Below are 20,158 nucleotides of genomic sequence, written 5' to 3'. Positions count from 1 at the left end.
ACCATACGAAACTAGTCCCCGTGGAACGATCCTGCAAGGAGAATCGGCGTGTTGCCGGAGTGTCGGCTGGACTACAATGATGTAGTTTGCTTAGTTGACTGGCTGAACTGCGCCGGTTTGGCTAACGAGGGGTTATCCACGTATCGTTGACCAGTCGCCATTTCGGCGGCCACTTCCCCCTGCCCGGGCCACGGGCAGCGTTCAACCTTCGATCTTGAGGGAGTAATCCCATGACCAAGCGCACGTTCCAGCCGAGCAACCGCCGTCGGAGCCGCAACCACGGTTTCCGCGCCCGCATGCGTACCCGCGCCGGCCGCGCCATCCTGAGCGCCCGTCGTCGTAAGGGTCGCATCGAGCTGTCGGCCTGACTCTGTGCTGCCGAAATCGCAGCGCCTGAAGAGGCCCGGCGACTTTGGCATCACCGTCAGGCACGGCTCGAGAGCGGCAACGCCGACAGTAGTGGTGCACGTGAGGCACCCTCAGCAGAATCCACCCGAGTACACCCGGGTGGGTTTTGTTGTCTCCAAGAAGGTGGGCAACGCCGTGACCCGTAACCGCGTCAAGCGCCGCCTCCGTCACCTTGCCACGGAGCTGACAAGCCCGTTCCCCACCGACGTCGTCGTTCGGGCGCTGCCCGCGTCCGCCGTCGACGAGGCACGGCTCGGCTCTGATCTCGCCGACGCCTGGCGCCGCGCGTTCCGGAAGGCCGGTACATGCTGAAGTACCCGCTCATCTGGTTCGTCAAGGGCTGGCGCCGGTTCATCTCCCCCATGTACGGAGATGTCTGCAAGTTCCATCCCACGTGTTCGGCCTATGGGCTGACCGCGTTGGAGAACCACGGCGCTCTCAAGGGCTCCGTGCTGACCATCGGTCGGATCGCCCGCTGCCACCCGTGGTCGCAGGGCGGGGTCGACTACGTTCCCGGCACGCCGCAGGCTGCCGCCTGGGAACAAGAGAATTCGCGTAACACGACGCCTGACCAGGCGTCACACATAGCTGAGGTGGCTTAATGCTCGATCTGTTCGTCTCGCTGAACATCTGGGACAGTTTCTACGGCCTGCTCTCGGCGATGATGCAGCCGCTGTACTGGGCGGTGTCCGGCATCGTGGTGTTCTTCCACCAGGTGCTGAGCCCCGTGTTCGGTGCCAACTCCGGCGTCACGTGGACCCTTGCCATCGTGATGCTCACCGTGCTGATCCGCACGCTTCTCATCCCGCTGTTCGTCAAGCAGATCAACTCTGCCCGCAACATGCAGCTGATGCAGCCCAAGGTGGCCGAACTGCAGAAGAAGTTCGGGCACGATCGTGAGCGCCTCGGCCAGGAGACGATGAAGCTCTACAAGGAGGAAGGCGTCAATCCCATGGCGTCCTGCCTCCCGCTCCTACTGCAGATGCCGATCTTCCTAGCGCTGTTCCGCGTGCTGCAGGGTGTGGCCGACGACACCCCGCGTGGCTACTGGTTCACCAGCCGGCCGGATCTGGTGGATTCGCTGCAGCAGTCGAACATCTGGGGTGCCGGTTTGGCCGAGCGCATCTTCCCCATCGAGAACTTCGGCGCCACGCAGGTCATCGGCATCTTCCTCGTGGTGGCCATGGTGGCGGTCTTCTTCGTCACGCAGCTCCAGCTGATGCGCAAGAACATGCCGCCGGAGTCGCAGACCGGCCAGGCCGCGCAGATGCAGAAGATGATGCTGTACTTCTTCCCCGTCGTGTATGCCATGTCGGCAACGTTCATCCCGATCGGTGTGCTGGTCTACTGGCTGACGTCCAACCTCTGGACGATGGTGCAGCAGGCCATCCTCATTCACAACAACCCCGCGCCCAATACCCCCGCCTACATCGACTGGGAAGACCGCATGAAGGCCAAGGGCCTGGATCCGGACGAGGTCGTGCGTCAGCGAGCGGACAAGCGCCGCAAGACCAAGCCCGTTGCGACCTCCCGTGTCGTCGGCAAGGCGACCACTGACGCCGCGACGGACGACCAGGTGGCCGAGGACGCGCCGAAGGTGTCGCGCCAGCAGGTCACGCGTCAGACGGTGCGGACCTCCGAAGACCGGCGTCGGGTCGTGCAGCGGCAGCAGCCGCGGCAGCAGGCCCGCTCCAACCGCAAGAAGAAGTAGACCCTCCGGACCCCCGTCGGCCGCGGCTGTGTACGCCACGGCCGGCGCGGGGCCTCCGACCTGAGAGATAAGGATGGACGCAATGTCCGACAAAGACACCGATCTGATGGCCGAGGGCGACCTGGTCGCCGATTACCTCGAAGAGCTCCTCGACATCGCAGACCTGGATGGCGACATCGAGAACTCGGTGCAGGAGGGCCGCGCCTACGTGGCCATCGACACCGATTCCGAGCAGCTCGTGGGCAAGGACGGCGAGGTCCTCGAAGCCCTCCAGGAGTTGGCGCGCCTGGTGGTCATGACCGAAACCGGGAACCGGTCCCGCCTGATGGTCGATGTGGCCGGGTTCCGCGACCGCCGCCGCGCCGAACTCATCGTGCTGGCAAAGGACGCGATCGCCGCGGTGCAGGAGACCGGAGAGCCTGCGCGCCTCGCGCCCATGAACGCGTACGAGCGCAAGATCGTCCACGACGAGGTTGCAGCCGCCGGCCTCGTGAGCGAGTCCGAGGGCGAAGCCCCCAACCGACGAGTCGTCGTCCAGAAGGCCTGACCAGGCCCTCCCCGTTCCGGTTCGACGGCGGGCTCGGCTGAGTGCCGGGTCCGCCGTTGATTCGTTGTTGGCATTGTGAGGAAATATGGAGCCCATGGAACTCGACCCCTCGGAACTCGAGCATAGGGTCGCGGCATGCCTTTTCGAGGCATACCCGCAAAGAGATAAAGCGTTAAGCAGATATGTCGATATCCTGGGATCGCGGGGCATCGAGTGGGGACTCATGGGACCCCGCGAGGGCGACAAGCTGTGGCAGCGCCACGTCGCGAACTCGCTTGCCGTGGTGGATGCCATTCCGCAGGGGCTGGATGTCGCCGACATCGGCAGCGGGGCGGGGCTGCCGGGGATCCCGCTGGCCATCGTGCGTCCGGACCTCCGCATCACGCTGATCGAGTCCCTCCAGCGGCGGTGTGAATTCCTGGAGCTCGCGGTTGACGAGCTGGGGCTCGGCGATCGCGTTGAAGTGCGTCGCGGCCGGGCTGAGGAGGTCAAGGAGCGCTTCGACGTGGTCACCTGTCGGGCCGTCGCTCCCTTGGAGAAGCTCCTGCGCTGGACCACCCCCCTCTTCTCCCCTGACGGCATGTTGCTGGCGCTCAAGGGTGCATCGGCTGAAGAGGAGATCCGCAATGCCGCGAACCTGCTGAAGAACAACCGGCTGAGGGCGGACATTCTGGAGTTGCAGGCGGCCCCTGGTGTGGAGGGGACGCGCGCCATCCGCGTGACGCGCGCATCTGCCTGACACCCGGGCCCCTCCTCGCCAGCCTCCGGCCCTGGATGGGGGGCCGCGGTCCGATGCTGACATCGGAACTGGATGTTTCACGTGAAACGGCCTCGACGAATCGTGTTCGACCGGCCGCTTGGGTAGAGTTCTCACGAATCCCCAAGGAGGCCACTCAATGGCGTTGTTCTTCCGTAAGCGCAAGCTGGTGACGGACGCGAACGAGCTGTGGAAGGACCACAGCAATGTTTCACGTGAAACACCCCCACAACCACGCCGAGCGCTGAGCAACGCCGCTACGGCCACCCTGGAGGAAGAGTACGGGGATGAGATGGTCGAATATGCGGCGCCGACGCCGACACTCCCCCGCCCCGCGGAGCCACGCGTCTTCGTCGTAGCTAACCAGAAGGGCGGAGTGGGCAAGACCACCACCACGGTCAACGTCGCCATGGCACTCGCCCTCGGCGGCCTGAACGTCCTCGTCGTCGACATCGACCCCCAGGGCAACGCGTCAACCGCGCTGGGCGTCGAACACACGTCGGGCACGAAGGGCACCTACGAGGTGTTGACCGAGCAGGTCGGCATCATCGAGCACGCCCAGCCGTCCCCCCACTCCCCCAACCTGCACGTGCTGCCGGCCGCCATAGATCTGGCCATGGCCGAGCTGGAGCTCGTGAATGAGCGCGGCCGCGAGATGAGGATGCGTGACGCGATCCGCACCTACATCGACGAATCCGGGGTCGACTACATCTTCTTCGACTGTCCCCCGTCGCTGGGCCTCCTCACCTTGAACGCGCTGGTGGCCGCCACTGAGATTCTCGTGCCCATCCAGACGGAGTACTACGCGCTCGAGGGCGTCTCGCACCTGATGCACACCATCAACCGCGTCAAGGGCAACCTCAACGACGATTTGCAGCTCAGCACGATCCTGCTCACCATGTACGACCCCCGCACCAACCTCGCGCGTGACGTCGCGGAGGAGGTGCGACGCCACTTCCCCAACGAAACGCTCGAGGTGGAGATCCCACGCTCGGTGAAGGTCGCGGAAGCGCCGAGTTTCGGTCAGACAGTCATGACGTACCAGCCGAAGAACGTGGGCGCCCTGGCCTACCAGGAAGCGGCCGAAGAGATCGCCAACCGCGCAGAAAGGGCTGACGCCTGATGGCAGTTAAGAACACGGGCCTCGGCAGGGGCCTCGGGGACCTGTTCGCCCGCACTGACGGCGAATCTGCACCGGAGCAACTCAAGGACGGCTCCGTCTACGAGGAGATCTCGCTTCAGAAGATCGGGCCGAACCCCCAGCAGCCCCGCACGGTGTTCGACGAGGACGACTTGGCGGAACTCGCTGAATCCATCCGCGAGTTCGGCGTGCTGCAGCCCGTGGTTGTGCGACGCGTGGGTGACGCCTTCGAGCTCATCATGGGGGAGCGGCGCCTGCGCGCGAGCAAGCTGGCCAAGCGCAAGACCATCCCAGCCATCATCCGCGGCACAGACGACCAGGCGCTCCTGCGCGACGCGCTGCTGGAGAACCTCCACCGCGCCAATCTGAATCCGATCGAGGAGGCGCGCGCCTACGGGCAGCTCCTCGACGACTTCGACTGCACCCAGGAGGAGCTGTCGCAGCGCATCCACCGCAGCCGGCCGCAGATCTCCAACACGCTTCGCCTGCTGGGCCTGCCGGAACGAGTGCAGCTGAAAGTGGCGGCGGGGACCATCTCCGCAGGCCACGCTCGGGCGCTGCTCGGTCTGGCTGACGCCGAGGCGCAGGAGCGCCTCGCTGATCGGATCATCGCCGAGGGCCTGTCCGTACGGTCCACAGAGGAGATCGTGGCCCTGGGGCGAAACAGAGCCACCCCGCGGCAGTCGGCCCCTCGCGGGCCGCAACTGCCGAGCGAACGCGAGCGCGAGATCTCGGGTCATCTCAGCGACCACTTCGACACGAGGGTGAAGGTCAACATCGGGCGGAACAAGGGCCGCATCACCATTGAATTCGCGTCGGGGGAGGATCTGGAGCGAATCATGGCCATCATGGACGGTCGGAAGATCTAAAACTATAGAACGACATACCGTTATATCGACAAAACGCTAAGGATGGAAAACCGTATGCCCGTCAATGAGGGAACCACGGCCGACAACTCCCAGGAGTTCGTTCTCGACTCCGACGAGGTGCAGGGAGTGAGGAGCGCGCTGACCCGCTACCGGATCATGGCCTGGGTTGTCGGCATCCTGCTCGTCGTGCTTGTGTGCGTGGGGATGCCGCTCAAGTACATCTGGGACGACGACCGGGTGGTGCGCTGGACGGGCATTCCGCACGGCTGGCTGTACGCGGTGCTCCTCATCACCGCGTACGACCTGGGGCGCAGGGTGAAGTGGTCCATCAAGTGGTTCCTCGCCATCATGGCGGCGGGCACCGTGCCCTTCCTGAGCTTCGTGGCCGAGCACTTCGCCACGAAGAACGTGCGGGCCACCCTGCGCGCAGCCGAGAGGCCCTGACCCGAAAGGCCCGGCGTCAGGCGGTCTTGCCGAGCTCGCGGGCGGAGTAGAGCCCGAAGACGATGGCCCCGGCGGCGAACACCCACCACTGCAACGCGTAGCCGCGGTGCGTGGGGGAGCCGTCGGCCGTGGGGAGCACCAAACGCGCCTCCTCGAGGCCCTGGGCCTCGGACTCGGCCCCCGGCAGGGTGACGTAGCCGGCGATCAACGGGGAGGGCCACTCCTGGGCGAGCTCCTGGATGCGGACAGAATGGTAGTCCGCCTCTGCACTGCGGCTGGCCTCGGGTAGATCCGGGGCGAGGAAGATGCCCTCAACGCTCTGCGTGCCCTGCGGCGGGGCGGGGATACCCTCGCTGGCATCGGTGGCGTCCACGGAACCCCGAACGACGGCGATGTACCTGCTGTCGGCCGTCTCCATGAGCGTGAGGACCCGCCAGGGCGACGCGGAGCCGACGGTCACTTCGTACTCGGGCAGGTAGACACCCGTGAACGTGACCCGCTTGCCGTAGATGTCCTGCACCACACCGTCGGAGGCGACCGCCTCAGACAGGGGGGTGGGGGCCTCTGCGGCCCGCTCGGCCGAGACGTCGCGCGTGGATTCCTGGTAGGACGCCATCTGCCAGACTCCCAGCCACATCATGACGAGCGCCACCACGACGCCCGCCGCGATGGCGAGGGTCTGCTGCAGGCGGATGCTCACCGCAGCGTCGCCTGGTCCACCAGGGAGGCGAAGACTTCTCCCAGTTCACGGCCTGCCGCCTCGAACGCCAACGGCGCCAACGAGGTTTCGGTCATACCGGGCGCCACGTTGCCCTCGAAGAACACAGGCCCCTCCGCAGTGACCATCATGTCGACGCGCGACAGGTGACGCAGCCCGAGTGCCCGGTGAACTGCGACTGCCAGCTCCTGCGTGGCGGTGAGCACGTCGTCGTCGAGCTGGGCGGGTGTCACGAAGCGGGTGGCGCCAGCGGTGTAGCGGGACTCGTAGTCGTAGACGCCGGACTCCGGCCGGATCTCCACCGGGGGGAGGGCGACGGGGCCGTCGCCCTCGTCGAGCACGGTCACGGCGACCTCGGTGCCGCTGAGGTACTGCTCGATCACAGCCACCGCACCGTAGGCGTAGGCCGCCACCAGCGCAGACGGCAACGCGGCCGCGTCGTCGACCTTCGTCACGCCCAGCGCAGAGCCGGACCGCGCCGGCTTCACCATGAGCGGGTAGCCGAGCTGCTGCCCGATGGCCGCCATGAGGACCGGTGCGCCGAGTTCGCGGAAGATGTCGTGGGGCAGCGCTATCTGGCGCGGTGCAGCGAGCCCGGCCGCCCTCACCACGGAGGTGGCCACGGCCTTGTCGAAGGTCAGCCGGGAAGCGGCGCCCGTGGGGCCGACGAAGGGTACGCCCAGCACCTCCAGCACCTCGCGCAGCGCGCCGTCCTCGCCCAGGCCGCCGTGCAGCATGGGCACCACGACGGCGTCCTCGTTGCGGCGCAGCAGTTCCACCAGATCGGCGTTGACGTCGGTTTCCACGACGACCCGGCCCGCGTCGCGCAAAGCCTGCGCCACGCGTCGGCCGGACCGCAGCGACACGTCCCGCTCATGGCTGAGGCCCCCTGCAATCACGATGACGGTCACAACATCACTCCTTGTCAGCTCAGGTCTGGCGCCGGCCCGGCGGGCATGCGTCGTTCGACGGGGGAGGTGTGCACGCCGAACGTGGCCATCACCTCGAGTTCGCGCCGCACCACGTCGGCGAATCGCTTGACGCCCAGCTGGATGCGCTCGGCCGGCGGGAAGCAGAAGGAGAGGCGGGCGTTGCGCGCGCCCTGACCGTCGGCGTAGAAGGCGGAGCCGGGGACGAACGCCACCCGTGCGTTCACACCGCGGGGCAGCATGGCCTGCGAGTCGAGGCCCTCGGGCAGGGTCACCCACACGAAGAAGCCACCGGCGGGCTGGGTCCAGGAGGTGCCGGTGGGCATCGTCTCGTGCAGCGTGCTGAGCATGGCGTCGCGACGGTCGCGGTACATGTCGCGGAACACCACCACCTGGCGCTTCCAGTCGTGGTTCTTCAGGTAGTTGCCGATGGCGAACTGGCTGAACACGGGCGGGCACAGCGTCGCCGACTCCTGGGCCAGCACCAACTTCTCCCGCACCGCGTGCGGGGCCAGCACCCACCCCACCCGGAAGCCGGGGGCGAAGGTCTTGGAGAAGGAGCCCAGGTAGATGACGTCCTCGTCGATGGAGCGCATGGCCGGGATGGGATCAGCGTCCAGCGACAGCAGTCCGTAGGGGTTGTCCTCGACCACCAGCACCCCACCTGAGCGGCAGACCTCGAGGATCTCGCGACGGCGGGCCAGCGGCTGCGTCACGCCGGAGGGGTTGTTGAAGTTGGGGATGGTGTAGAGGAACTTGATGCGCTTGCCCTCGGCGGTGAGCCGCGCGATGGTCTCCCGCAGCGCCGCAGGGTTGAGCCCTTCGTCGTCGCACGGGACGTGCACCACCTCGGCCTGGTAGCTGAGGAAGGTGCCCAGGGCGCCCACGTACGACGGCGACTCCGCCAGCACGACGTCGCCGGGGTTGCAGAAGATGCGCGTGACCAGGTCAAGGCCCTGCTGCGAACCGGCGGTGATCGCGATGTCGTCGGGATGGGCCGTGACGCCCTCGAGTGCCATGACGTCCAGGATCTGCTCGCGGAACTCCGGCTCCCCCTGGCCGGAGCCGTACTGCATGATCTGCATGCCGCGGGTGCGCACCATCTCCGCCATCGAATCCGCGATGTCGAGCAGCGGGAGGTCGGCGATGTTGGGCATGCCACCGGCGAGCGAGACGATTTCCGGCCGGTTGGCGACGGCGAACAGCGCGCGCACGGCTGAGACGCGCATGCCGTTGGTACGCTCTGCGTAGTTGTCGACAAACCGGTCCAGCCGGGTGTCGTGACGGGTGTTCTCGGTCACTGGCCGATCGCCTCCTTGAAGCGGTCCAGGGTTTCGGCGACCGCGGTTTCGCTCTGTTCGGTGACTGACACGAGCAGCACGCCCACTTCGTCGATCACCTCACCGCACGCCGATTCGCCGGTGTCCTCGGAGACTCCACAGTATCGAGAGCCACCGGTGGGGGATGGGGTCTGGGCATCGATCTCGATGCCGGCGTTGGCCACGAACTCCGCGACATCCGGCTCCGGCCACGACAGGATGAACACGACGGTGTTCTCGCCGTCGGTGTAATCCGCCTGCACGATGCGCTGGTTGGCCGGTCCGGGGCCTGTGCTTTCGCTCGATTCGCCGCGCACCAGATCGTCCACCATCAGTGGGGTGTCCAGTGGGAAGGCCGGCGAGGGGCTCGCCGACGGGGAAGGTGCCTGCTCGGGGCGATCCGCGAGGCTGCCGCCGACCAGCCCACCGGCGAGCAGGAGCACACCCACCCCACCGGCGAGCGCGGGCTTGACCCAAGGGGGCATGGGCGGCCTCGAACCCACCGGAGGCTCAGGCGATACCGCCGTCCAGCTTTCGGTGGGTCCAGGGTGACCGCCGGAGCTCATCAGAGCAGCTCGTCGATGGCCTTCGTGAGTGCCTTCTTCGTCTTGGCGCCCGAGAGCGAGTTGACGACGCGGCCCTTCTGGAAGAACTGCAGCGTGGGCAAGGACAGCACGCCCTGCTGCGCGGCGAGGTTGGGGTTCGTGTTGGTGTCGACCTTCACGAACTTCACGTCGGTGTACTGGGCGGCCAGTTCGTCGAGGATGGGCGACATCTGCTTGCAGGGCGCACACCAGTCTGCCCAGTAGTCCACGATCACCAGGCTGTCAGCCATCAGCACCTCGTCGGCGAACGTATTCTCCGTCACGTCGGTCACTGCCACGGAATTCTCCTTGCACGTTGGTTGAGCGCCGCCTGCTCTGCCGGCGGAGTCGAAAACCCCGTCATTCTACAGAGCAGGCTGCAGTGCAGCTTACGCCTGAGCGTCTGCGAGTTCCTGGAGGTAGCGCTCCGCGTCGAGGGCGGCGGCGCATCCGGAGCCGGCGGCGGTGATCGCCTGACGGTACGTGTGGTCCACCAGGTCTCCGCACGCGAAGACGCCGGGCAGGTTCGTGGCCGTGCCGCGACCCTCGACGAGGACGTAGCCCTCGGCGTCGAGGTGCACCTGGCCATTGACCAGCTGGGAGCGCGGGTCGTGGCCGATGGCGATGAAGACGCCGTTGACCTGGAGGTCGCGGTCCACGCCGGTGTTCTTGTCCGTGAGGGTGATCGACTGCACGGAGGTGTCGCCGTTGATGGACTTGATGTGGCTGTTCCATGCGAAGGAGATCTTCGGGTCGCGCATGGCGCGTTCGGCCATGATCTTCGAGGCGCGCAGCTCGTCGCGGCGGTGGACGACGACGACGCTGGAGCCGAAGCGCGACAGGAAGGTGGCCTCCTCCATGGCGGAGTCGCCGCCGCCGATGACGGCGATGGGCTTGTCGCGGAAGAAGGCGCCGTCGCAGGTGGCGCACCAGGACACGCCCCGGCCGGAGAGACGGTCCTCGTCCGGCAGCCCGAGCCGACGGTAGCCCGACCCCATGGCCAGGATGACGGTCTTCGCCCGATACTCGGTGTCGTCGGAGTCCTTGACGATCTTGACCTCACCGGTCAGGTCGACGGCGGTCACGTCGTCCGTGATCAGCTGGGCGCCGAAGCGCTCGGCCTGCTTCCGCATCTCGATCATCAGGTCCGGGCCGTCGATTCCCTCCGCGAAGCCCGGGTAGTTCTCCACCTCGGTGGTGTTCATCAGTGCGCCGCCGGAATCCAGCGCGCCCTCGAAGATGACCGGCTTGAGGTTGGCGCGCGCCGCGTAGATGGCGGCGGTGTAGCCAGCGGGGCCGGAACCGATGATGATGACGTCGTGGATCTCGGACATGCACACTTCCTGGAGGTGGAGGGATCGGCCCCATCCTAGGCGCTGCCGCCAAGATCGCCGCTTCCGTTCAGGGGCGTTGCGATACCCCCGGGGATAAGGGCGCGGTAAGGGTTGCGCCCTATACCCAGCCGGTCGCCGCAGGACTAGGGTCGGAGCATGTCTGAAGAACTGTCTCGCGAAGACCTGCACGCCGCGCTCGGGGTCCGCAAGGAGATGGGGGCCGACATCGAGCCGGCCCTCGTGGATTCGCTGGCCCGCAAGATCGAGGCCACCGTGGAGCGGCGCTTCCAGGCGGAGATGGTGGCCAGCCGGCAGGAGGCCGAAGCTGCCAGGGCAGGTCAGAGCGGACGGATCGCCGTGGGCATCGTGTCCCTGGTCATGGCCATTCCGCTGACTGCAATCTCAGGATCCATGTCGGGCTTCCTCGGCATGCTGCTCGTGTGGACGGGCATCGTGCTCGTCAATGTCGCCATGGCCCTCCGCAGGCCGCGCCCCTGACCGAAAAGCGAGAGAAACGGCCCGTCACGCGACGGGCCGTTTCTCTGTCAGGGGGTCAGTAGTTCCAGCTGGAGCGGTACGCGAAGACGGCGTCGACCGCCTCTTGAGGCACCTCTTCGAGAGTCTTCCATCTCCACTGCGGGTTGTTGTCCTTGTCGATCAGCAGCGCGCGGACACCCTCGACGAAGTCAACGGTGAGCACCGACTCGGCCAGACGGAGATCCTGGTCGAGGACCTCGCTGAGCCCGAGCCGCTCGGCGCGGAGCAACGCCCGCATGGCCACGTGCACGGCGAAGGGGGAGCGGGCGCGCAGTTCGCGTGCGGCCTGCTGGGCGGCCTCGTCCGGATGCGACTCCAGCATGCGCGCGATCTGCACCGGATCGTCGGATTCGTAGCACTCCTGGATCCACGCGGCCTCGAACAACGGGGCGGGCAGCGGGCCGTCGGCTGATTCGTCGGCCAGGTTCAGCAGGAGAGCGTCGCCGCCGGTGAACGTGGCGGCCGTGAGCGCGACGTGGCGGCCCACCGCCCGGGCGCGCGCCAGGTGCAGCATCATGCCGACGTCGGGGAAGAAACCGATCTTGGTTTCCGGCATGGCCATGACCGTGTCGGCGTAGACGATGCGACGATCCGCGTGACCACCGAGGCCCAGGCCACCACCCATGGTGATGCCGCGCATGAAGCTGGTCACGGGCTTGGGGTAGTTGGCGATGAGCATGTCGAGGGCGTACTCGGTCTCAAGAAAGGTCAGGAAGGACCCGCCCTGTGCCACGACGGCGGACAGTGCGCGGACGTCAGCGCCGGCGCAGAAGCCGCGGTCGCCGGCCCCGGCGATCTCGACGGCGGTCACGTCGTCGTCGTGGTGCCACTGCGTGAGCGCCTCGTACATCGCCGTCATCATCTCGGCCGTCAGGGCGTTGATCGCCTTCGGACGGTTCAGGGTGATGCGGGCGATGCCATCGGTCACGTCGGTGAGGATGAAATCGGACATGCTGCACAGGGTAACGCCGTCGTGGCATGCAGAAGAAAAGCGGAGGGTTTCACACCGCCCATGTCCTGTTCATGTCAGTCTGAGCGAGGGGTTCATCCTGTGCAGTACGGCCCGGGCGGTGTCCTCGTCGATGACCAGGTCGGTGGCCACGCCCGCGCGCAGGGCTCCCAGCACAGGGGCCGCCTTCGCCAGGCCACTGACGACACAGATCCGACGGGGGATGCGCTGCAGCTCGACCGGGGTCATGCCGGTGGCGCGACGGTTGATCTCCAGGTCACGGTAGGACCCGTCCTCGCGCAGCATGACGGTGCAGATGTCGCCGACCACACCGTCGCGCACCAGGGAGTCGAGGTCTTCCTTGCTGAGGTAGTTGGAGGCGTAGACGTGGCTCTGCAGTTCGGCGTCGAGGCCCCCGACGCCGAAGAGCGCGACGCTGCACTCGGCGCGCACCGCGAGGATGTGGCGGGTGGAGCGCTCGCGCCACATCGCCTCGCGGGTGCGCGGGTCGTCGAAGAAGGCGGGGAGTGCCATCAGTTGTTCCTGTGCACGGAACGCGTTGGCGAACCGGTGGAGGATGTTGCCGACGTAGGGCAGCCCGGTGGTCTGGGAGTTGGCGCCGCCGTTCAGCCCGATCACGGTGACGCCGCTCACTTCCAGGGGCTTCAGGTGGGCCGCGATCGCCGAGGTGGTGGTGCCCCAGGCCACGCCGACGATGTCGCCGTCGGTCACCGCATCGCTGACGACGCTGGCGGCCAGCCGGGCGACCTGGTCGAGGCGGAAGATGTTGCTCGCCCCGGGACGGACCTGCACCAGGTGGGCGTCGACGTTGAAGTGCTTGCGGAAGAGCTCTGCGATCCGGCTCAGCGGGCGGTTGGGATCCGTGATGGAGATGCGCACCAGGCCACGGTCGCGGGCCTCCTTCAGGAGCCGGGAGACGGTGGAGCGTGACACGCCCATCAGGTGGGCGATGGCGTCCATCGTCTCTGATTGGACGTAGTACATCTGCGCCACCCTGAGCAACGTCTCGGTTGTTGCCTCCGCCATGCGTTCCCCCTCCTCAGCGGGGTTTGCCGACGACGTGGTGCAACCCCTCCCTCATCCTAGAGCGCTGCGTGCACAAACGTGCACCGATGTTGCAAACATCGTGCAGCCGGGTGAAGCTGGGCAGGAGCAAAGGAGCCCTCATGACTGTGTTGACCCCCCAACAGCGTGCCGCCTCATTGTCGGCCATGTCGTCAGAAACCTTCGACGTCCTTGTGATCGGCGGCGGTGTGACGGGTGCAGGAATCGCGCTGGACGCAGCCGCGCGAGGCCTGCGCACCGCCGTCATCGAGGGACAGGACTGGGCCTCGGGCACCTCTTCGCGGTCCTCGCGGCTGGTGCACGGCGGCCTGCGCTACCTGTACAACCTGGACTTCAAGCTGGTGGCGGAGGCTCTGAAGGAGCGCGGCCGACTGCTCACCGTGATCGCTCCGCACCTCGTCGAGGCCCAGCCGTTCCTGTGGCCGCTGAAGACGCCGGTGATCGAGCGGGCCTACTCCGCCGTCGGCGTGGGGATGTATGACGCGCTGGCCGTCATCGGCGCCGGGTTCAAGAAGACCGTGCCGCTGCAGAAGCACCTCTTCAAGAAGGGCGCCATGCGCCACTTCCCCGACATCAAGCCGTCGGCGCTCACCGGCGCCATCGAGTTCTATGACGCCCGGGTCGACGACGCGCGCCTGGTCATCACGCTGATCCGCACCGCCGCCAAGTTCGGCGCCGAGGCTGCAAGCCGCGTCCGGGTCACCGATATCCTCAAGGATGACCGCGGTCACGCCAGCGGTGTGAAGGCGGTGGACCTGGAGAACGGCGACGAGCTGACCATCAAGGCCAAGCGCATCATCAACGCCACCGGCGTGTGGACCGAAGAGACCCAGGACATGGCCGGAGGCACCGGCGGCCTGAAGGTGCTGGCGTCCAAGGGCATCCACATCGTGATCCCGCGCGAGCGGATCAAGGCGAAGGCCGGCATGTTCCTGCGCACCGAGAAGTCTGTGCTGTTCATCATCCCGTGGCAGCACTACTGGGTGATCGGCACCACCGACACCGCCTGGCACGAGCAGTTGAAGCACCCGGTACCCACCTCGGCCGACATTGACTACGTGCTGGCCCACGCCAACGAGGTGTTGGCCCGCCCGCTGACCCGCGACGACATCATCGGCACCTACGCCGGCCTCCGGCCGTTGCTGCAGCCGAAGGTGCTGGACGAGTCGAAGTCGACGAAGGTCTCCCGCGAACACACCGTCACCGAGGTCATCCCGGGCATGGTCGCCATCGCCGGTGGCAAGTTGACCACCTACCGCGTGATGGCTGAGGACGCCGTGGACTTCGCTCTGGGGGAGTCCGACGCCAAGACCCGTCGGTCGGTGACGTTCGACCTCCCGCTGCTGGGTGCCGACGGTCTCGACGCCGTGCGCAACCAGGCGGGGCGCCTGGGCGCCAAGTATGGGTTCGACGCGGACCGGGTGCAGCACCTCTTGTCGCGCTACGGCTCTGAGCTGCCGGAACTCCTGGCCACCATCGACGACGACCCCACCTTGGGTGAGCCCCTCGCGGCGGCGCCGCAGTTCTTGCGCGCCGAGGTGCACCGCGCCTGCACCGTCGAGGGCGCGCTGCACCTGGAGGACATCTTCATCGCCCGGGTGCGCCTCAATTCCGAGGCGCGTGACCGCGGTGGCGCGGCCGTCGACGAGGTCGCCGAGGTCGCGGCTGCCGCTCTGGGCTGGGACGCCGAGAAGACCGAGGCCGAGAAGGCGAACTACCGGGCGCGGATCGCGGCCGAGCTCGCTGCGGAAGAGCAGAGCACCGACGAGGCCGCATCTGCGGAGCGGGAGAAGGCCGAGGACATCGTCTGACGCTTCTGCCCCTGGGCCCTGGCTTCTGAGGCCGGGGTGGCCTCAAATCTAGGTGGCCCCAAATCTAGATTTGGGGCCGTCCGCCACCTCAGATCTGGATCCGGCGTGGCCGGGGTGGGAAGCCTCTCCACCAGCCGGTGGCCCCGCCGTCGCAGCTTTGGTTGTCGGCCGGAAGTGCCCCTATACTTGCCACGCGCACTTCGGGGCATTAACTCAATTGGTAGAGTGCCACCTTTGCAAGGTGGAAGTTAGGGGTTCGAGTCCCCTATGCTCCACGGCTGAACTCCCTAGTCAAACGCACTTGACTAGGGAGTTTACTTGTTCCACCTTGGACCCAAGTGCCCTCGAAGGGACAGAAAAGACCGTTCAGATCGCACGTTCATCGCACGCGCTAAGGGCAGTCTGGCGGGGTTCAGACTGTCATGAGACATTTTGGTTACATCCGACGGCTCCCAAGTAAGCGCTATCAGGCGAGCTTCACTCATCCGGACGATCCTCAAAGAAGAGTGACCGCTCCCACGACCTTCACCCACAAGAGCGACGCCGAGCACTGGCTCCTGATGCAGGAGCGCGCCATCGAGCGCGGTGAGTGGCGGTCTCCCGAAGAAGTCGAAGCCAGCCTTCCTGTGGTCCACACTCTTCAAGAGACCTATGAACGCTTCCTGGCCCAGCGGCCCCGGCCGCTGGCCCTCTCCACGGCGACGGCCTACGAACAGGACTGGCGGCTTCGCATCGTGCCCCACTGGGGAACCGAGCGCGACGTGAGGACCATCACCATGATGACGTGTGGCAGTGGCGTCAGTGGCCGCTCAGCGGGGAGCGGCGTCGCGACCGATCCAGCCTGGCCCGTTTCAACGAGTCTGACCAAGGCCACGCGCTGCCGCGTCTTTCCAAGTGATACGTGTCGAGAAGCCGATCGGTGGCGTCAGGGTCTGGACCGTCCCAGACCTGCTCTCGGCTCTTGATCGTTTCGCCGAACGGGCAGGACGACGAACGTTCAGCAGTGGCTGACCTGCGCGGCCTGCCGGAATCGCAGACCTCTAAGCAGCCCTCCGTGTACCGCCGGAGTTGAACCCGTCTCGTTCATCGATGCGTCTTGAAGGAATTCGACCCGACTGTCTCGGCGCATCCTCGGCGAGAACCTCGAGTCGAGTCGGCGCTGGTGTTCTCGTCCGGATCCTCCACCGATCAGCTACTGGGGTGTGGCCAGGTGGCCGTCCTGTGATCTCCCACCACGCGCAAGGCTGTCACGCAGATCAAACCCTTGCTCTGCCGTTGGCATGGCCTCTGCCACCCCCGTCGCTGTGGGCGGGGGAGCCAGCGTGGCGTGAGGGTCCGAACTCACAGATATGGATTGATCATGGCTCAGCACAGCGCTCCGGTTCACCATCCCGACCTGACGGAAGCACGGCCACCCGTGGGGGCACGCCACGGGCTCCACTGGTGGCCGAGCGCGCTCGGTCTGGGTTTCGCGCTCGTCAGCGGCACGGGTTCCGGCGTGAGCGCGACACTTGCCAGCGTGGTTGCCGTCATTGCCGTCATCTACGTGCTGTGCGCAGCGACCGGACGTCAGGCACAGGCGTGGTGGGCGTTCGTCGGCTCCTTCCCGATCGTGCTGTCGGGCAGATTCACCGGGGCCGAGCTCATGCCCTTCCTCCTGCTTGCGGTCGCCTCGATCATCCTGATCGGCGTCGGACGGGCGCGCGGGGCGTGGGCTGCTCCCGACAATCGGGTCCAGCTGTACGGTTTGGTTGCGTTCGGTGGGATTGCCTTGCTGGCTGCCCTGTCGACGCACATGATCGCTGCTGTGCTCATCGCGGTTGGTCTCTTGGCCCACGCGGTGTGGGATGTCGTGCATCACCGCCGGCACAAGGTCGGGGGTCGACGCTATGCGGAGTTCTGTGCGGTGCTCGACGCCGGGCTGGCCATCGTCACCGTCTGGGGGATCCTATGACCGAGCCGCTGGCGCTCATCCGATCAGCCATCCCGAGCCCGCCACTTGGGTGATCTATACGGGCGTCGGATGAGCAAGGTGGTACTTCGGCCTGCGGCACCCTCCTGCACGGCCCACGAATCACCTGAACTACTTCGGATGGGACCCGCCATGCGTCTGGTTCCCCCGGATCGCCCTGGTCAGGTCATGGGCACCGTGTCGATGGTGATCTCCGTCGCAGTGGGCGCGTGTGAGGACGAAATGCGTCGGGCCGGTGCCGACCATGTCGTGCTCGCAGTCATGGAGGACAACGTTGCGGGGCGGCGCGCATACCGCCGCCTCGGTTTCACCGACACCGGGCGGGTCGACGTGCTCGCCGACGGACGACGTGAACTCTGGATGGTCAAGCTGTTGCGCTAGATGGCAGCGTCGCGAGCGGTGACCTCACGCAGCAGGTGGCTTCCCATGCGGGGCAAGCGCAGGTCGGTGCTGGAGGGGCGCAGGTAGACGTCGGTAGGTGTTCACGAGCAGGTCGCCAGGAAGACGCTGGGAGTTCATCAAGGCGAGCGGTCTCGGTTCGAAGCCAGCGTTCATCAGGTGGAGCCCATCGCCGAACAGTACTGGGTAGACCTTCACGTGGACCTCGTCCACGAGACTGGCCAACTGCGCGGCGAGGTCGGCGCCTCCGCACAACCAGATGTCGCGCCCCTTCTGTGCCTTGAGTTCTTGGACGTACTCAGCGGCGTCGCCCGAGAAGGGATACACCGAGGGGTCCTCGGGCAGGTCCCGATGCGTCGCAACGTGCTGCTCCAAGTGGGGATAGGCGCTGGTCAAGCCTGCGTCCAACGCTGGTTGGTGTGTCCGTGCCCCCATGATCACCGTGTCGAACCGCCTGGGGGGACTAGCGATGGCGAAGTGAGCGCGCAGATGTGTGGGGCACGTCTCTGGATACAGCTCGAACAGCGCGGACAGCGTGGCTGGTTCCTGGGGGAATGCGTCGAAGTCACCCGACGGCGCCGCGATGAACCCGTCTATCGACGTGGCGACCAAGTAGACCAAGGATCGCATATCACTCCTGGCTCGTGAACCAAAGGGGTCATGTGGTCAGCGTAGTTGCGTTCCCACGGATAGCGCACTCGCTGATCGGGTGGTCGATGTTGGCTAATGGGATGAGGGGTTGGGTCCGTGAAGTCTGGAGTGTGACGCGTGCGCACATCGATGATCTAGTGACCCTTGGACATCGGCGCTCATGTGCGTCCTGACCTAAAGCTGCGGGCAGCCAACGGCAGGAAGATGGCGGTCAGGATGAGCGGCCAGCCCACCGAGAGCAGGGCCGACACCGTGGCGGGTACCAGGTGCGCGGACCAGCTCGTGGTGCCCAGCAGGCCGCGCAACGTGGTGGCGGTCGCGGAGATCGGGTTGACTTCTGCGATGGCTCCGAGCCAGGCCGGCATGGTTCCCGGGTCGACGAAGACGCTGGACAGGAATGCGACGGGCCACACCAGGATCTGGACGTAGGCGACGGATTCGACGGAACGGGCCCGGTACCCGATAAAGATGCCGATCCACAGCAAGGCGAAACGCAGCAGCATGAGCAAACCGAGCGCCAGCAGCGCGTCGACGGGGCCCACTTGGGGACGCCAACCGAGGACGAAACCGAAGCCGGCCATGACGAGCAGCCCGATCAAGGAGTTCGTCAGATCGGCCAGACACTTGCCCAACACGATGGCCGACGCGTTGATGGGCAGCGAGCGCAACCGATCATTGATGCCGCGTGCAGCGTCGGCGGCCGCCGTCAGGGTGGTGGACTCCAGGCCGAAGAGCATGGTCACGGCGAGCATGCCGGGCATCAGGAAGTCGACGTATCGCTCACCTGAGGGCATCTGGAGTGCCCCACCGAACAGGCCGAGGAACAACAGCGTGACCAAGATGGGGAACAGCCAGGCGATGATGACCGGGCCCGCCTCCGTGCGCCACCCGCGGATGATGCGACCAGCCAGGATGCTTGCCGTGGCCAGCACCCCGGGTCGGGTGGGCACGGTCGCGAGGGATGCGGATGCACTCATGTCGATTCCTTGGGTGTCGGGTTCCCGGTCATGGTCAAGAAAACATCGTCGAGTGATGGTTTGCGCAAGGACGCCTCCACCGGAGCGACGCCGTGACCGCTCAGTACGCGCAGCGATGCCAGCAGGTCTTCGTTGCGGTCGGTGTCCAGCACGAGCGTCGCGTCGTGGTCGAGCCGTGCGCCATCGCTGATGGAAGACAGCAGCGGCAGGGCTGCGCGCGCTTGGTCGTGGGTCGCGAAGCGCAACGTGATCCTGGACTGGCCCAAGGCATCCTTCAGGGCGTCCGAGGTGCCTTCGGCGATGACCGCTCCATGGGCCAACAACACGATGTGGTCGGCCAGTGCGTCGGCCTCCTCAAGATACTGGGTCGTGAGCAGGATCGTCGTGCCTTCCGCGACCAGGCCGCGCAGCGTCTGCCACAGGTCCCTGCGTGCGGCCGGATCGAGACCCGTGGTGGGCTCGTCCACGAACAGCACTTCCGGACGGGTGATGATGCTGGCCGCCACGTCGAGTCGACGGCGCATGCCGCCGGAGAATCCGCGCACCGGACGGCCCCTCGCCTCAGCGAGCCCGAACTGGTCGAGGAGATCCACGGCACGGGTGCTGGCCTGCGTCCGGTTCAACCCGCGGAGTCGACCGAACAGCACCAGGTTGTCCGTGGCGCTGAGGTGTTCGTCGACGGCGGCCATCTGGCCCACCAGCGAGATCCGCTGGCGCACCTCCTGGGGCTGGGACCGGACACTGAATCCCGCGACCCGCGCCTGACCACGGTCAAACTCCAGCAGCGTCGCCAAACCTCGCACGGCCGTGGTCTTCCCTGCGCCGTTGTGTCCCAGCAGGGCCACGACACTGCCAGGTGGCACCGCGAGGTCGAGCTCGCGGAGCCCGACGGCATCGGCACCTGATCCGAACAGTCTCCCCACGGAATCCGCTTCGATGGCCATCTCCATGAATCACCTCTCAAACAGTCGGACGTACAACGTATCGTACACTGTACGACAGCGCAAGCGAGGGT

At 66.4% G+C, this 20,158-nt stretch carries 24 protein-coding genes, 1 tRNA gene and 1 pseudogene; 15 read left to right on the top strand and 11 right to left on the bottom strand.

The features are described from left to right. Window positions 1–230 precede the first annotated feature (230 nt). From rpmH to J7D54_RS14090, 9 genes and pseudogenes are all read left to right on the top strand, one after another. Window positions 231–368: a 50S ribosomal protein L34 gene (gene rpmH, locus J7D54_RS14130; protein WP_076061646.1), complete on the top strand. Its 138-nt coding sequence runs from the start codon at window positions 231–233 to the stop codon at window positions 366–368. A 4-nt stretch (window positions 369–372) separates the two neighbouring features. Continuing rightward, window positions 373–720, top strand: coding sequence for a ribonuclease P protein component (rnpA, locus tag J7D54_RS14125; protein WP_182763096.1), 348 nt, complete (start codon window positions 373–375; stop codon window positions 718–720). Window positions 721–725: 5 nt separating this feature from the next. After that, window positions 726–953 (top strand): annotated as a pseudogene (gene yidD / locus J7D54_RS14120) (membrane protein insertion efficiency factor YidD); the annotation flags it as partial. 56 nt (window positions 954–1,009) lie between these two features. Then, window positions 1,010–2,119 carry a membrane protein insertase YidC gene (gene yidC / locus J7D54_RS14115; protein ID WP_182763098.1) on the top strand — a complete coding sequence of 370 codons (1,110 nt, stop codon included), beginning with the start codon at window positions 1,010–1,012 and terminating at the stop codon, window positions 2,117–2,119. Between the two features lie 73 nt (window positions 2,120–2,192). Next, window positions 2,193–2,666, top strand: coding sequence for a R3H domain-containing nucleic acid-binding protein (locus tag J7D54_RS14110; RefSeq protein ID WP_182763099.1), 474 nt, complete (start codon window positions 2,193–2,195; stop codon window positions 2,664–2,666). A 94-nt stretch (window positions 2,667–2,760) separates the two neighbouring features. Further along, window positions 2,761–3,405, top strand: coding sequence for a 16S rRNA (guanine(527)-N(7))-methyltransferase RsmG (gene rsmG / locus J7D54_RS14105; protein ID WP_182763100.1), 645 nt, complete (start codon window positions 2,761–2,763; stop codon window positions 3,403–3,405). Window positions 3,406–3,562: 157 nt separating this feature from the next. Next, window positions 3,563–4,546, top strand: a complete 984-nt coding sequence (locus J7D54_RS14100; RefSeq protein WP_182763101.1) for a ParA family protein — start codon at window positions 3,563–3,565, stop codon at window positions 4,544–4,546. Next, on the top strand, window positions 4,546–5,433 hold the full coding sequence (locus J7D54_RS14095) for a ParB/RepB/Spo0J family partition protein (RefSeq protein WP_182763102.1): 888 nt from the start codon (window positions 4,546–4,548) through the stop codon (window positions 5,431–5,433). Before J7D54_RS14100 ends, J7D54_RS14095 begins: the two co-directional genes overlap by 1 nt. A gap of 54 nt (window positions 5,434–5,487) precedes the next feature. Further along, the gene (locus J7D54_RS14090) at window positions 5,488–5,877 is read left to right on the top strand and encodes a DUF3817 domain-containing protein (RefSeq protein WP_182763103.1); all 390 of its coding nucleotides are present in this window, start codon (window positions 5,488–5,490) and stop codon (window positions 5,875–5,877) included. A gap of 16 nt (window positions 5,878–5,893) precedes the next feature. On the opposite strand, the gene J7D54_RS14085 is transcribed toward J7D54_RS14090, so the two are convergent. The 6 genes from J7D54_RS14085 to trxB form a co-directional block, all read right to left on the bottom strand. Further along, entirely contained in the window at window positions 5,894–6,577 is a 684-nt protein-coding gene (locus tag J7D54_RS14085) for an SURF1 family protein (RefSeq protein WP_182763104.1), read from the bottom strand. Then, window positions 6,574–7,506 carry a D-alanine--D-alanine ligase gene (locus J7D54_RS14080; RefSeq protein WP_182763105.1) on the bottom strand — a complete coding sequence of 311 codons (933 nt, stop codon included), beginning with the start codon at window positions 7,504–7,506 and terminating at the stop codon, window positions 6,574–6,576. The genes J7D54_RS14085 and J7D54_RS14080 overlap by 4 nt, the downstream gene beginning before the upstream one ends. Window positions 7,507–7,520: 14 nt before the next feature. Next, complete coding sequence (locus J7D54_RS14075) at window positions 7,521–8,825, bottom strand: PLP-dependent aminotransferase family protein (RefSeq protein WP_245244041.1); 1,305 nt, start codon at window positions 8,823–8,825, stop codon at window positions 7,521–7,523. Then, window positions 8,822–9,328 carry a hypothetical protein gene (locus J7D54_RS14070; protein ID WP_182763106.1) on the bottom strand — a complete coding sequence of 169 codons (507 nt, stop codon included), beginning with the start codon at window positions 9,326–9,328 and terminating at the stop codon, window positions 8,822–8,824. The genes J7D54_RS14075 and J7D54_RS14070 overlap by 4 nt, the downstream gene beginning before the upstream one ends. 80 nt (window positions 9,329–9,408) lie before the next feature. Continuing rightward, window positions 9,409–9,726 (bottom strand): thioredoxin, encoded by a 318-nt coding sequence (gene trxA, locus J7D54_RS14065; protein WP_076061668.1) that lies wholly within the window; start codon window positions 9,724–9,726, stop codon window positions 9,409–9,411. 90 nt (window positions 9,727–9,816) lie between these two features. Then, the gene (gene trxB / locus J7D54_RS14060) at window positions 9,817–10,761 is read right to left on the bottom strand and encodes a thioredoxin-disulfide reductase (RefSeq protein WP_182763107.1); all 945 of its coding nucleotides are present in this window, start codon (window positions 10,759–10,761) and stop codon (window positions 9,817–9,819) included. Window positions 10,762–10,917: 156 nt separating this feature from the next. Here trxB and J7D54_RS14055 point away from each other — a divergent pair, with 156 nt between their 5' ends. Further along, entirely contained in the window at window positions 10,918–11,259 is a 342-nt protein-coding gene (locus tag J7D54_RS14055) for a hypothetical protein (RefSeq protein WP_076061672.1), read from the top strand. Window positions 11,260–11,314: 55 nt separating this feature from the next. Here the strand turns inward: J7D54_RS14055 and J7D54_RS14050 are convergent, their stop codons facing one another. Beyond that, a complete protein-coding gene (locus J7D54_RS14050; RefSeq protein ID WP_182763108.1) occupies window positions 11,315–12,250 on the bottom strand; it encodes an enoyl-CoA hydratase/isomerase family protein in 936 nt (311 codons plus the stop codon). 69 nt (window positions 12,251–12,319) lie between these two features. After that, window positions 12,320–13,294 carry a sugar-binding transcriptional regulator gene (locus J7D54_RS14045; RefSeq protein WP_182763109.1) on the bottom strand — a complete coding sequence of 325 codons (975 nt, stop codon included), beginning with the start codon at window positions 13,292–13,294 and terminating at the stop codon, window positions 12,320–12,322. A gap of 140 nt (window positions 13,295–13,434) precedes the next feature. Between J7D54_RS14045 and J7D54_RS14040 the strand changes: the two genes are divergently transcribed. From J7D54_RS14040 to J7D54_RS14020, 5 genes are all read left to right on the top strand, one after another. Further along, window positions 13,435–15,144 carry a glycerol-3-phosphate dehydrogenase/oxidase gene (locus tag J7D54_RS14040; RefSeq protein WP_182763110.1) on the top strand — a complete coding sequence of 570 codons (1,710 nt, stop codon included), beginning with the start codon at window positions 13,435–13,437 and terminating at the stop codon, window positions 15,142–15,144. A 202-nt stretch (window positions 15,145–15,346) separates the two neighbouring features. Next, a tRNA-Ala gene (locus J7D54_RS14035) sits at window positions 15,347–15,419 on the top strand. Window positions 15,420–15,650: 231 nt separating this feature from the next. Next, a complete protein-coding gene (locus J7D54_RS14030) occupies window positions 15,651–16,109 on the top strand; it encodes a hypothetical protein (RefSeq protein ID WP_182763111.1) in 459 nt (152 codons plus the stop codon). 395 nt (window positions 16,110–16,504) lie between these two features. Further along, complete coding sequence (locus tag J7D54_RS14025; protein WP_182763112.1) at window positions 16,505–17,098, top strand: hypothetical protein; 594 nt, start codon at window positions 16,505–16,507, stop codon at window positions 17,096–17,098. Between the two features lie 150 nt (window positions 17,099–17,248). Further along, window positions 17,249–17,497, top strand: coding sequence for an N-acetyltransferase (locus tag J7D54_RS14020; RefSeq protein WP_182763113.1), 249 nt, complete (start codon window positions 17,249–17,251; stop codon window positions 17,495–17,497). Between the two features lie 24 nt (window positions 17,498–17,521). Here the strand turns inward: J7D54_RS14020 and J7D54_RS14015 are convergent, their stop codons facing one another. The 3 genes from J7D54_RS14015 to J7D54_RS14005 all read right to left on the bottom strand — a co-directional run bounded on the left by J7D54_RS14015 (window position 17,522) and on the right by J7D54_RS14005 (window position 20,093). After that, window positions 17,522–18,136 (bottom strand): dihydrofolate reductase family protein, encoded by a 615-nt coding sequence (locus tag J7D54_RS14015; protein WP_209455160.1) that lies wholly within the window; start codon window positions 18,134–18,136, stop codon window positions 17,522–17,524. Window positions 18,137–18,324: 188 nt separating this feature from the next. Then, window positions 18,325–19,143 (bottom strand): ABC transporter permease, encoded by an 819-nt coding sequence (locus J7D54_RS14010; RefSeq protein WP_182763115.1) that lies wholly within the window; start codon window positions 19,141–19,143, stop codon window positions 18,325–18,327. Beyond that, window positions 19,140–20,093 carry an ATP-binding cassette domain-containing protein gene (locus J7D54_RS14005; protein WP_182763116.1) on the bottom strand — a complete coding sequence of 318 codons (954 nt, stop codon included), beginning with the start codon at window positions 20,091–20,093 and terminating at the stop codon, window positions 19,140–19,142. Before J7D54_RS14005 ends, J7D54_RS14010 begins: the two co-directional genes overlap by 4 nt. Window positions 20,094–20,158 lie beyond the last annotated feature (65 nt).

This window comes from Tessaracoccus sp. MC1865 (genome assembly GCF_017815535.1).
GTDB lineage: Bacteria > Actinomycetota > Actinomycetes > Propionibacteriales > Propionibacteriaceae > Arachnia.
Note: the sequence above shows the minus strand (reverse complement) of the source record. Positions and strands in the feature narration are given on the sequence as shown.